Here is a 12563-nt window from a genome sequence, read left to right on the forward strand (position 1 = left end):
CCCCCGAGTCGACCTTTTATGGTGATTCGGGGGTTTTTGGTCTCTTATCGAGGGTTTGTATCGACAAGGAGAATGGAATTATGAGTAATGTAACAGCTTCATCATCAGCTAGTAAGGTAAGCAGCACGTCGCCGTTACGCAGTGGGTTTTGGCTCGTTGTGTTCGGTGCAGCACTATGGGGCGTTGATCCGCTCTTTCGTATTATCCTCTTAAAATCTTTGACCTCATCGCAAATTGTTCTTTTGGAGCATGTGGTGCTTTTCTTGGCTGCTTCCCCTGTTCTTTGGCGTCACCGGGAGGAGCTAAAAGGTATTGGATTTCGCCAGATTGGAGCTTTGCTAATTGTTTCCTGGGGAGGTTCTGCCGGGGCGACAATTCTATTTACGATGGCACTCTCCAGTGGGGATTTGAATGCTGTGCTGTTGCTGCAAAAGCTTCAGCCGATATTCGCTATCGGGCTTGCAGCCTTAATTCTTAAAGAACGTCTGCCTAAAAATTTCGGAATCCTCATTATTGTGGCACTGGTAGGAACCTATCTGCTGACCTTTGGCTGGAGTATTCCATTCGGACATGTGAACAACTTTATCGGTGTTAGCAGTCTGATGGCCTTAGGAGCGGCCGCATTGTGGGGTGGCTCAACAGTAATGGGACGTTATCTGCTTGGGTCTATGAAATATGAGACAGTGACTTCCCTAAGATTTATATTGGCGCTGCCGTTGCTTTTCGTTATCACCACATTAGAAGGTGCTCCTTGGCAGATTAATGGTGGGTTTGGTGCATCTGCTGCCATAGCCATTAATTTGTTGCTGCAGGCTCTGCTGCCAGGACTACTCAGTATGCTGATGTATTACAAAGGACTAAGCACTACTAAAGCTTCCTTCGCTACATTGGCTGAACTAAGCTTTCCTATGACGGGAGTAATCATTAACTGGATCGTATTCCAGCAGCTCGTCACGCTACCGCAAATTATCGGGTTCGCGTTGATCTGGACCGCTTTATTCTTCATATCGAGTCAACAATCTAAAGCACAAACGCTCTGAACAGACTCTGATTGTATAGATTGAACTAAATAAAGTATAAAGGGATGAACTGGAATGCCTAGCGGCTTTCGGATCATCCCTTTTTGTATGTCTTTACAATACATTAGACTGCAAAAACTGCAGAAATGTTTCGTACGTAGCATATAGCGCAATAATTTAAGCCTTTACAATAGAGAGGACGATAATAGTGCTTGAACAAGCTATCACTTGTCTACCTCATTTTGCAGGGAGAAATTATCTATGCGTTAATGAAGATTATTTGTACAATAGAGGCTATGACATTTGAGTCGGAGTGTGAAGGAAAGTGTATAGATTTAATTTATTTACCAAAATCGTAAGTATCATGGTCATCATGCTGATTCCTATTACGATCCTCTATTTCTATTCCAATAAGACGACCACGGATGTGCTACGTACGGAGTTAAATACTTCGAACAGCAATCAGCTCAGTTTTTTTCAGAATCAAGTAGAGAGCAATATGGAGCTGTTGTCCTCCTGGCCGATCCTGCTCATTCATGATCCTGATATTTTGAGCTTAAAGGATACTTATTTGAAGGGAACACATTTGAACCTGGATGCGATAAACACGATTAAGCGGATTCAGACCAAAATCAGTATTCAGGAAAGCTCCTCCAACTGGAAGAGTAAGTTGTATCTATATTCACCGTCCATCCACCGAATGGTGTCAGAGAATGATGCTATACCGTATTCGGATGAGGATTTGAAGCGGGAAGTAAAGTCAGGCTGGCATGTAGAAAAGATCATTGAGCAAGATGGCGACCATTTTGTGTTCTCTTGGTTTTCTTTTACCCCCTTCATGTCAGAGTTCACTCCTGAAAAGGCCAATACGATTATGAAAGTGGAGTTTGACAGCCGAAACATTGAAGATATGCTGGATAAATTCAAAAGTGATGGCAGGAGAGATCCTTTTTATTATAAACAGGGAACTGGTCTTATCTTTAACCGTAGTGCTGACAAGCTGCTAGCTAATGAATTGGTAAAAAGGCTGGAGCAAGAGCAGCTGAAGCAAAGCGAAAATCGTACCGTCAACATTAATGGTGAGTCCTACAGTGTAAACATAGTCTATTCGGATAAAATGGGCTGGTATTTGATCGACTATATGCCGCTGTCAGAAATACTGCATCCGATCCAAACCTCCAATCGCTTATTTTATTTTGCTATTGGTGCATTGTTATTAATGAGCTGTCTCGTAGCCTATCTACTGTATGTTCAGGTGCAGGTGCCCGTTCGATTATTGGTTGGAGGCTTCCAGAGGTTGAAGCAAGGAGACTACTCTGCGCGGGTGGAGATCAAAGGTAAGAATGAGTTCAGCTTTCTGTCCGGAAGGTTTAATAGCATGGTGGAACAGATTCAGAAGCTGATTGAGAATGTGTTAATGGAAAAGATCCATGTTCGAGAAGCTAGATTAAAGCAGCTTCAATCCCAGATTAATCCGCATTTCTTCTATAATTGCTTCTCATTTATTACGAGTATGGCGAAGCTCGATAATATGGGTGCTGTCGTCGGTATGTCGCATAATTTATCCCGGTATTACAGATATACGACCCGCCAAGAACGCGATCTTGTCGCTTTATCTGAAGAAACGGAATTTGTGACTCACTATCTGGAGATCCAAAAAATGAGGATGAGCAGACTTCAATATGAAGTTCATATCCCGCCGCAAATGCGGAAAAGAGATCTTCCTCCGTTGGTTCTTCAGCCTTTGGTCGAGAATGCGGTTATCCATGGGATTGAACCTGTCTCTAAAGAGGGGCTGGTGCGAATTACGGGCACATGCAACGGAAGAGTTATGACATTAACGGTTGAGGATGACGGAAAAGGCATGACCCCGGAGGAAATTATCGTATTGGAAAATAAGCTAGGCAAAGCGATGGATGAAGAAATGGGCTGCGGGCTTTGGAATGTGCATCAGAGAATGCGGCTGCGTTTTGGTGAGGATGCAGGATTGACGATTGCACCATCATCACTCGGAGGATTGCAGGTTAAACTTCAGTGGTTGTTACCGTTAACTGACAATAATATGGATGACATCTAGGAGGGAATATGATGATAGAGATATTGTTAGTCGATGATGAGCCTTATGTAACAGAAAGTCTGGCCCGCACGATTCCGTGGGACGAGATTGGCGTAAAGCAAGTGCATCAGGCGGCATCGGGTGCCGAGGCTCTGGAAATATTGGAACAGCAGGACATAGATATCATGGTTACTGATATTTCGATGCCTGGAATGTCCGGTTTGCAATTAATTGAAACGGTGAGCGAGAGATGGCCGGATATCCGGTCGATTCTGCTGACAGGTTTTTCTGATTTTCAGTACGCTAAGAAGGCGATTCAGCTACAGGCTTTTGATTATATTTTGAAGCCAGTAAGTGATGAGGAATTTATCAATAGTATCTCCGGAGCGATTGAGTCTCTAAAAGACGAATGGGAGGCACATGATAAATATCATTTGCTACTCTATAATCGCAAAGCCGATTACAGTGTTTTGCGGGCCAACTTGATGCATGAGTTACTACTTGGTAGAGTGCTGTCTGAGCGGACACTTGCATTAAAGCTTAAGGAATATGAAATCTCTTTCGAATCAGATGTTGAAGCGGCGATGTTATTGATTCAGCTGGGTAAACATTACGCCGCAATGGATCATCATTCGGTTTCCCTAATGGAATATGCCATCGGCAATATTGCCGAGGAGCTCTTTAAGGAGCAGTTCCATGTCTGGTTTTGCAAAGCACCACATGATTGTTTAATTTTGCTTGTGGAACTGAAGCCAGTCATCCAGCGAGAGTTAGAGAAGTCGAATAATTACGATGCTGCGAGACAACAGATCCTTAAGTCAGCGATTGCTAACTTCAGAATTAGTGTGAGTAACTACCTGAAGGGTGAGATATCGCTTATCGTAACGGAGTGGTTTGCTTTTCCCGAAGGGATGACGGCTGCCTATCGAAGTGGCTTAAGTTCAATGTATTTGACAACACATAATGAAACAGGCTCGGTACTTTATCTGGGGGATCGTCATCTTCAGGAGATGATGAGCATCAAATCACTCGAAAGTCTTTATCGTCCGCCAACGCTCATTCATTTGCTGGAATCTAAACAATGGGATACAGCCCGTCAGAAGATAGCTGATGTGTTCCGAGATATGGAGAATGCACGCTTTTCAAGTGAGCATCTGTATGAAGTCTTTCTGTCCATTACTAATGCATTCATGTACATTGCTCACAAAGGGGGGCAGTTCATCTCACAAATCGACCAATATGCGTTCGATCCGATGTTGACTCAGAGCATCATTGTTTCTTTTGACAAGCTGAAGGACTGGGCGTTCGATATGCTAAACAAGCTTCAGAAGGAACTCTCAGAAAGTGATCAGAACACGAAAAGTTACATTATTAAGCAGGTACATGAGCTGGTAGGGAACCATTCTGGGCATGATCTGTCGGTCAAGACGATAGCGGATCATGTGTATCTGCACCCTGTGTACTTATCTAAAATATATAAGGCAGAGACAGGAGAAGGGCTCGGAGACTATATTATCCGCATGCGGATGGAACGTGCACTTTATCTACTTAAGAATACGAATAAAAAAATCTATGAAATCACGACCGAACTTGGATATCAGAATCCGCAATATTTCAGCAAAATGTTCAAAAAGCATTACAATATGACACCAAATGAGTTTCGTGACGGATAGAGAGGTTGAGAAAGGTGCAGAAACCTTGTTTAAATGACGTATTCGACATCATCTTCGTTCCCTATAATTAAGTCATAACCAACACTTAAGGAATCTAAGGGGGAACAAAATGAGCGCGATGAAGAGAAAAAAATGGCTGCCGCTCCTGTGTATGAGTATGCTTTTGGTAGGTAGTCTCGCAGGTTGTTCGGGCAATAATGCTGCTGATGGAAAGAATACAGCCGGTGATACGACTACCAATACAACATCTAATTCTGAAAACGCCTACAAGGATAAATATGATCCTGAGGTAACCATTACAACGGTATGGGGTGTTGACCCTGAGCTTAAATTCAAGAACGGGGAAAGCATTGAGAATAACGTAGCTACGAAGTGGACAAAAGAAAAGTTCGGCATCAATATAAAATCACTTTGGTCCATTACAGATACGAATGGTGCTTTTGGAACCAAACTGCGCCTGTCGATGTCATCTGGTCAGGAAATGCCCGATGTTGTAACGATCGGTACGGGTGATAGCACGATTGCTCAGGATTTGATCGATTCCGGTATGTATGCTGAAGTGGGAACACTGTTTGATAAATACGCTTCAGCTACTTGGAAAGAAGCCATGGCACAGGATCCGAACGTATGGAACCAATACAGCCGTGATGGCAAAAGAATGGGTCTGCCTGTTCTCGATTACGCGTACAACCATGATTACATTCTTTGGATCCGCCAAGATTGGCTGGACAAGCTAAATATGCAAGCACCTAAAACGATAGATGAGCTAGAAAAAGTTATGGATGCATTCAAGAATCAGAACCCTGATGGCTTGGCACCAGACAAGGTAACTCCGCTTAGTATCGGCTTTAAGACATCGATGAACACTTGGATGGGCGATCCTTCCTGGATCTTCGGTGCTTATGGAACGCTTCCGCAGCAATGGAATCTTGATGCTGATGGTAAATTGGAATACGGCTCTGTAAATGCAGGTATGAAGCAAGGGCTGGAAAAAATGAAGGAATGGCTCGCAAAAGGTTACATTCCTCAAGAAGCAGCGCTTTGGGATGAGAACAAAACAGCTGAGCCGGCAGTGGCGGGTACAGCAGGTATTCTCCCAGGACCTTACTGGATGAGCGGTTGGCCGCTTCAAGATACTGTGAAGAATGCTCCGGATGCTGTATGGGCTCCAATTGAAATTCCAGCGGGACCAGATGGTAAAGTTATGCGTCATGGAACACAGTTCACCAACGGTGTAACTCTGATTAGCACTAAGATGAAAAATCCAGAAGCATTCTTCACCTATCAAAACTATCTGTTCGATAACTTCGCTGATCCTAAGCCTGGTAGCGAGCTGGATAATGGCCTCTTCGCAGGATATGACTATGAACTAGATGCAAACGGTAAGATGATTGAAAATGATAAAATTGCTGGTGGTTATGTGAACAGCGTTCGTTATATGCTGGTTCGTGACGGTGCCCGGATTCCGGATGCCCAAATGAAAGCCCTTCTTAATCTTGCAGATGGTGCTGAACCAACCACTCGTTTGGAGAAGGATGTAGCTGTGAACTATGGTAAGGATACCCCTGCAGCTGCAAAGGTTCTGCTGGCACAAGAGGATAAATCCTTCAAAAATATGTTCACCGGTCCTACTACTGAAACTATGAAATCGAAGATGGATTATCTGAACAAAATTGAGAACCAAACGTTTAATGAGATCATCTATGGCAACAAGCCACTAGAAGCTTTCGATACCTTCGTAGCGACCTGGAAATCAGGCGGCGGCGACCAAATCACTAAAGAAGTAAATGAATGGTATGACAGCGTAAAATAATGCTCTGTTAAGGGTATAAGTAGCACAATTAGGGACTGTTTCCTCAGCTGTTTATTTAGCTGTGGGAACGGTCTCCTTTTGCGTTAGCGGTTATCCGAATTTGTATAAATTTGCTTCTGTTTCTATACGGTAAAGAGATTGGTTTTGTACCATATATATTGGTTTTGCTCGCTATTTGGGGAATCCTGTCGTTGCTATAATTTGAGTATGGTTACAGAAGAACTTGACACGATATGGGGGACCAAGGATGAGAACACTTAAAAAAACATGGCCATTTCACTTAATGTTGCTGCCGGCGATGATATTCCTGATCATCTTCAGCTTTATACCGATGGGCGGAATTGTGATGGCGTTTCAGGATTATAAGCCATGGCTAAAAATTTCGGGATCAGCGTGGGTTGGATTAGATAATTTCCGCTATCTATTTGAACGTAATGACAGCATGCAGGTCATTTGGAACACATTGATTATTGCCGTTCTGAAGATGATCTTCAATCTGGCTGTGCCATTTGTGTTCGCCATTCTTTTGAATGAGATTCGCAAGGTTTATATACAGCGTACAATTCAGACATTGGTTTATTTACCTCACTTCTTGTCTTGGGTCATCCTTGGCGGGATCTTGCTAGATTTGCTTGCTACAGATGGCTTCGTCAATCAGATCCTCGGCAGTATGGGGATTAAACCCATCTTTTTCTTAGGAGATAATAACTGGTTCAGGTTCACGGTCATTCTCACGGATGTATGGAAGGAATTTGGTTATAACACGATCGTCTTCCTGGCTGCTCTAGCAGGAATTAACCCTTCATTATATGAAGCTGCTGAAATAGATGGTGCAACCCGCTGGAAACAGACACGTTTTATCACAATGCCTTCTCTACTGCCAATGGTTGTTGTGGTAGGTACTCTGGCTCTCGGAAATGTATTGAATGCAGGGTTTGACCAGATCTTTAACCTCTACAATCCGCTGGTCTATCAGAAAGGCGATATTATCGACACCTTCGTATACCGGACAGCTATTCTGAATGGTGAGATGGGCTTTGGTACAGCAATCGGACTGTTCAAGTCAGCCATTAGTATGGTCCTAATCCTTGTATCATACAGTCTAGCTAAAAAATGGGCAGGATATCGCATTTTCTAAACTACCAATGGAAGAGGGAGACCTATGTATTACAAAACTAGAGGTTATCGTATTTTCAACATATTCAATACTTGTTTTCTGATCATACTCGCACTCATGTGTATTGTTCCTCTGATTCACGTATTAGCTGTATCTTTCAGTGCCAAGTCTGCGGCTGATGCCAATCTGGTGGGCTTGTGGCCAAAGCAGTTCTCTCTGGAAGCTTATAAAAAGACAATGAATAATCCGATATTCCTACACTCTATATGGGTATCCGTACAAAGAACTGTACTCGGAACCGGACTTACGCTTCTGATTACTTTTCTGGCAGCTTATCCGCTATCTAAGGAAAACTCAGCCTTCAAAGGCCGGAATGTTTATTCCTGGTTGTTCGTGTTCAGCATGGTGTTTAATGGTGGTCTGATTCCATTCTATATTGTTATTCAAAAGATTGGCTTAATGGATTCCTTCTGGGTACTCGTTCTGCCAGGTGCGGTGAATACATTCTTGGTAATTCTGATGCTGAACTTCTTCCGCGGTATTCCTAAAGATTTGGAGGAAGCTTCGCTAATTGACGGCGCAGGACATTTCCGTACCTTGTTCAGCATTTACTTACCGATTTCATTACCATCGATTGCGACGATTGCACTGTTTAGTATGGTGTTCCACTGGAACTCCTGGTTCGATGGACTATTGTACTTGAACAATTCCAAGCAGTTTCCGCTGGCGACCTTTCTGCAGACCGTTATCATTCAACGGGATATGAGCTCCATGAGCATTAATCCGAAGGAGATGGAATTAATCTCGCAGACAACGGTTAGAGCCGCGCAAATCTTTATCGGGGCTGCTCCTATTCTAATCGTATATCCATTTTTGCAGAAGTATTTTGTTAAAGGAATGACACTTGGTTCTGTAAAGGAGTAGGGATGATGATAACGACATTTATTAATGGAATGGACATCTCGTTTTTGGATGAAATAGAGCAGGGTGGAGGCAAATTCCATAGTCGCTCTGTTCGGAACGCTGAGGAAGGTGAGGATTTACTCCACATCCTTAAGGACAATGGAGTAAATGCCATACGGCTGCGGATTTGGAATGACCCTCCAGGCGTCTTTTGCAATTTGGAACGGACGCTGGTTATGGCAAAGCGGATCAAAGAAGCAGGGCTGGATTTTCTACTGGATTTTCATTATTCAGATAAATGGGCGGATCCAGCTAACCAATGGAAGCCAAAAGCTTGGGAGGCACTTGACTTCAGTGGTTTGACATCCGCCGTGTATGATTATACACGCGAGACCCTTAAAGCTTTACAGTCCCAAGGCACACTGCCCGATATGGTGCAGATCGGTAATGAAATTACGCCAGGCATGTTATGGGGAGAAGGCAAGGTGGATGGAGATTGTGATACTCCGGAGCAGTGGGAGCAGTTCACTACGCTAGTTAAAGCAGGTATAGCGGGTGCGAAGTCCGTCGATTCTGACTTGTCCATCATGATCCATATTGACCGGGGTGCTGATCATCCGGCGAGCCGTAACTTTTTTGATCGTTTCTTAGAACATGGTGTAAATTATGATGTTATCGGATTATCATTCTACTCTTGGTGGCATGGTACTTTGGAAGACTTGCAGCTTAACCTGAACGAATTAGCGCTGCGTTATAACAAGGATATCATTGTGGTGGAAACAGCCTATCCATGGACACTGAATGCACCTGAAGGATTTCCAGTAATTGTGAATGAGGAAGCCCAGCTCCATGAAGGTTATCCAGCCACAGTAGAAGGTCAAGCTAAGTATATGAAGGATTTCATAAACGTAATTGAGAATACACCTAACGGAAAAGGAATCGGCTTTTATTACTGGGAGCCTGCTTGGATTCCTTCGCAAAAGGAATGGTCTGTCGGGCATGAGAATGGGTGGTCCAATTTAGCTCTATTTGATTTTGAAGGTAAGAAACTGGATTCGCTCCATTTCTAAAGATTATTAGAAAAGAAGACAGCCAATGGTTAAGCACCGTGGCTGTCTTCTTTTTTAATTCAAAAAGGCATCTAAAGCCACCGTAGGCTTACCAGAAGAATCAAAGGCACCTTTTGTGTAAGCGTACCATGTACCATAACTCTCCGGCTCCCAATAGAACACGCCAAGCCCTTTGCCGCCACTTACCGATTTTGTTTTGCTAATGATGTCGGTAAGAAAAGCTTTAGCCGTTGTTGGAGCACTAACGTCCATCCCGACCTCAGAAATGATCACTTCTTTACCATACCGGGCAACCATATCATTCATATTCGTTAATGTCTGAGCATTCAGTGTAGACCAGTTGCTTGTAGTAGGATAGAGTGACATGCCGATCACATCATAGTTGGCACCGTTAGACTTCAGACCGTCAAACATCCAGCGGAATAAGGAATTGTCGTAGCCGTTAGAGAGGTGGACGATGACTTTTGAACTACTACTGACCGCTTTTACTGCACTATATCCTGAATTGATCAACGCAGCAAAATTACTCATACTTACAGAAGCCTTTCCATCCTCCCAAAGCATTCCATTATTCGTCTCGTTCCCTACCTGTACCCATTCCGGCGTAACACCGCTAGCTTTGAGTGTATTCATAACATCATACGTGTGGTCATATACCGCTGTCTTTAGAGCTGTAAAGTTCTTGCTGGTCCAGGCAGCAGGTTTCTTCTGATTGCCGGGATCTGCCCATGTATCACTGTAATGAAAGTCAATCATGATTCGGAAACCCATGTTCTTGGCCCGAACGGCCTGTTTCACAACATCGGCTTTGTTAGAGAAATTAATGGAAGGGTTAACCCAGACCCGTAGTCTAATGGAGTTCATTCCGTGATCTTTGAGAATTTGCAGTAGGTCTTGTTTCACACCGTTATCATTGTAAAAAGACCAATTATAGTACTCCATCTCCGATAACCAGCCTACATCAGCCCCTTTTGCAAAAGTCGTAGCAGCTTCCGCTGGTTTGTTATTACCAAAGTTGAAACACATACTAAACACGAGAGACAGGCAAACGAACAATTTGAACGTTGTTTTTGAGTTCTGTTTGTTCATGATCATAACCTCCGGATTAGGATTTTAACAACAGGCGCCCTTAGTTTAGCGATGGTTGTATCCGTTTACATAAAACTCCTCCCTTTCTCTTTTATAACAAGATTGTAAGGTGGGGTAAGCATTTCCGATACCAATAAAAATTCAACATTTCAGCATCTTTGGAAATTGATTCAGAGCTAAAAGAGTAAAAATAAGGCTTTACTCCCATACTACCGTTATCTTGCACCGGAGCTACTTGACCACAACCTTTAGGAGGAATGCGGATGAAACAACATTCTGCTCCCGCCATCTATATACAGCTTAAGAACCGGGTGACGGTGCCCAAAGGTAAAGGTGTCACATTGGGTGATATTGCATTTTTGATCGCGGAGCCAGAGCTGAAAGAGTCGCTGGAATCTATTCTGCTAATGAAGCCAGAGCAAAGTGACGGCAATCTAATTTTGATTGATCTTCTGATGGTTATTCCCCGCATTTATGAGCTTTTGCCGGAAGCGGACATTGAGCCGATCGGCGAAGGGAGAACGATTGTTCAGATTGAAGGTCCAGTGGAGAGGCGGAAGCCTTCAGTAGCGATGTTTGTCTTAGTGTGGCTGCTGCTGTTCTTTGGGTCTGCGCTGACCATCATGAATTTCCATGCAGATGTAAACATGCAGGAGGTTCAAATCCGAATCGTGGAGATGATCACCGGTCATCGGGATGAGCATCCGGTTGTATTTCAGATTGCGTATTCGCTGGGAATCGGCTTTGGGATGGTCATTTTTTTCAACCATTTATTTAAGAAAAAGTGGAATGAAGAGCCTACACCGCTAGAAGTGGAAATGTACCTGTATCAGAAAAATATCGACCAATACGTCATCAATGAGGAGTATAGCAAAATGAGGCGCCGTGGAGAAAATCAACCAGAGAACGTGGAGGACGGAAGATGACGGCACCTATAACACTAGGGTTGAATTTGCTGCTGGGTATTGCAGGGGGGATCGCAGTAGGTGGTGGTGTGATCGCTTTATTTGTGGTTCTCGACATGGTGCCCCGTCTGGCTCAATTAACTTCTTCTTACGATAAAGTACATTGGTACGAGGGTGCGATGGTAGCTGGATCATTGCTAGGAACCGTAAGTGATTTTTGGAATTGGAAAATATCCTCAGGTCCTTTAGTTGAACTTGGTATAGGACTTTTTGACGGGATTTTTGTCGGGATGCTTGCTGCAGCATTGACCGAGGTATTAAATGTGCTGCCGATACTCGCTAAACGCTTGAACATGACACATTATCTGTTCGGCCTGTTAATGGCGATGGTAAGCGGGAAGGTCGCGGGTTCTTTGTTCGACTGGTTTGTATACCGACAGTAAACGGGGGTTATGGAATGAGCAAATTTATTCACAGCGGTGATTCTGTGCCAGAAGAGGATCATCAGGAAGAAAACGCTGCGGCTGCCGCAGCAATGAAGAATACCGCAGAGGATCTAGTTGATGATCATACCGAGGTTAATGGAGCTTCTATGACCAGTGAAGACGCAGATCCGGCGGAAAATACTACAGCAGCTGATCCGAGTCAAGAACAGCAGGATGCACAAGCAGCTGCGGAGCTAGGGGCAGAAGAGCAAAGCGCTGAAGCATCAGCTCAGCCGGATTCAGGGCAGCAGGATGCAGAAGCAGCTGAGGAGCTAGGGGCAGAAGAGCAAAGCGCTGAAGAGCAAAGCGCTGAAGCATCAGCTCAGCCGGATTCAGGGCAGCAGGATGCAGAAGCAGCTGAGGAGCTGGGGGCAGAAGAGCAGAGTACCGAAGCGTCAGCACAGCCCGATTCCGGGCAACAGGATACAGAAGC

Annotated in this window: 10 protein-coding genes; 9 read left to right on the top strand and 1 reads right to left on the bottom strand. The window is 44.0% G+C overall.

The window, feature by feature from the left end; translation table 11 throughout:
* The first annotated feature begins 80 nt into the window (after nt 1-80).
* From ACQKMP_RS10575 to ACQKMP_RS10605, 7 genes are all read left to right on the top strand, one after another.
* Entirely contained in the window at nt 81-1040 is a 960-nt protein-coding gene (locus ACQKMP_RS10575) for a DMT family transporter (protein WP_339242787.1), read from the top strand.
* A 304-nt stretch (nt 1041-1344) separates the two neighbouring features.
* On the top strand, nt 1345-3096 hold the full coding sequence (locus ACQKMP_RS10580; RefSeq protein ID WP_427469356.1) for a sensor histidine kinase: 1752 nt from the start codon (nt 1345-1347) through the stop codon (nt 3094-3096).
* 11 nt (nt 3097-3107) lie between these two features.
* Nucleotides 3108-4748, top strand: a complete 1641-nt coding sequence (locus tag ACQKMP_RS10585) for a response regulator transcription factor (protein WP_042190308.1) — start codon at nt 3108-3110, stop codon at nt 4746-4748.
* A gap of 109 nt (nt 4749-4857) precedes the next feature.
* Complete coding sequence (locus ACQKMP_RS10590) at nt 4858-6561, top strand: sugar ABC transporter (RefSeq protein ID WP_339266231.1); 1704 nt, start codon at nt 4858-4860, stop codon at nt 6559-6561.
* Nucleotides 6562-6808: 247 nt separating this feature from the next.
* Nucleotides 6809-7699: an ABC transporter permease gene (locus ACQKMP_RS10595; protein ID WP_042129685.1), complete on the top strand. Its 891-nt coding sequence runs from the start codon at nt 6809-6811 to the stop codon at nt 7697-7699.
* A gap of 24 nt (nt 7700-7723) precedes the next feature.
* Entirely contained in the window at nt 7724-8602 is an 879-nt protein-coding gene (locus ACQKMP_RS10600; RefSeq protein ID WP_042190304.1) for a carbohydrate ABC transporter permease, read from the top strand.
* A 2-nt stretch (nt 8603-8604) separates the two neighbouring features.
* Entirely contained in the window at nt 8605-9651 is a 1047-nt protein-coding gene (locus ACQKMP_RS10605) for an arabinogalactan endo-1,4-beta-galactosidase (RefSeq protein ID WP_339242780.1), read from the top strand.
* A 54-nt stretch (nt 9652-9705) separates the two neighbouring features.
* Here ACQKMP_RS10605 and ACQKMP_RS10610 read toward each other — a convergent pair whose 3' ends face one another.
* Complete coding sequence (locus ACQKMP_RS10610; protein ID WP_042190300.1) at nt 9706-10740, bottom strand: glycoside hydrolase family 53 protein; 1035 nt, start codon at nt 10738-10740, stop codon at nt 9706-9708.
* 263 nt (nt 10741-11003) lie between these two features.
* Between ACQKMP_RS10610 and ACQKMP_RS10615 the strand changes: the two genes are divergently transcribed.
* Together ACQKMP_RS10615 and ACQKMP_RS10620 are read left to right on the top strand one after the other, a co-directional pair.
* Complete coding sequence (locus ACQKMP_RS10615; RefSeq protein WP_042190298.1) at nt 11004-11666, top strand: stage V sporulation protein AA; 663 nt, start codon at nt 11004-11006, stop codon at nt 11664-11666.
* Complete coding sequence (locus ACQKMP_RS10620) at nt 11663-12088, top strand: stage V sporulation protein AB (protein WP_339242777.1); 426 nt, start codon at nt 11663-11665, stop codon at nt 12086-12088. The genes ACQKMP_RS10615 and ACQKMP_RS10620 overlap by 4 nt, the downstream gene beginning before the upstream one ends.
* The last annotated feature ends 475 nt before the right edge of the window (nt 12089-12563 follow it).

Origin of the sequence: Paenibacillus sp. NPDC101420 (assembly GCF_050277435.1) — a bacterium.
GTDB lineage: Bacteria > Bacillota > Bacilli > Paenibacillales > Paenibacillaceae > Paenibacillus_AQ.

What these genes read in the sequence shown, in the direction of transcription:
- ACQKMP_RS10620 (WP_339242777.1), top strand. Translation starts at nt 11,663, where the DNA reads ATGACGGCACCTATAACACTAGGGTTGAATTTGCTGCTGGGTATTGCA.
- ACQKMP_RS10575 (WP_339242787.1), top strand. Translation starts at nt 81, where the DNA reads ATGAGTAATGTAACAGCTTCATCATCAGCTAGTAAGGTAAGCAGCACG.
- ACQKMP_RS10595 (WP_042129685.1), top strand. Translation starts at nt 6,809, where the DNA reads ATGAGAACACTTAAAAAAACATGGCCATTTCACTTAATGTTGCTGCCG.
- ACQKMP_RS10605 (WP_339242780.1), top strand. Translation starts at nt 8,605, where the DNA reads ATGATGATAACGACATTTATTAATGGAATGGACATCTCGTTTTTGGAT.
- ACQKMP_RS10610 (WP_042190300.1), bottom strand. Translation starts at nt 10,740, where the DNA reads ATGAACAAACAGAACTCAAAAACAACGTTCAAATTGTTCGTTTGCCTG.
- ACQKMP_RS10585 (WP_042190308.1), top strand. Translation starts at nt 3,108, where the DNA reads ATGATAGAGATATTGTTAGTCGATGATGAGCCTTATGTAACAGAAAGT.
- ACQKMP_RS10600 (WP_042190304.1), top strand. Translation starts at nt 7,724, where the DNA reads ATGTATTACAAAACTAGAGGTTATCGTATTTTCAACATATTCAATACT.
- ACQKMP_RS10615 (WP_042190298.1), top strand. Translation starts at nt 11,004, where the DNA reads ATGAAACAACATTCTGCTCCCGCCATCTATATACAGCTTAAGAACCGG.
- ACQKMP_RS10590 (WP_339266231.1), top strand. Translation starts at nt 4,858, where the DNA reads ATGAGCGCGATGAAGAGAAAAAAATGGCTGCCGCTCCTGTGTATGAGT.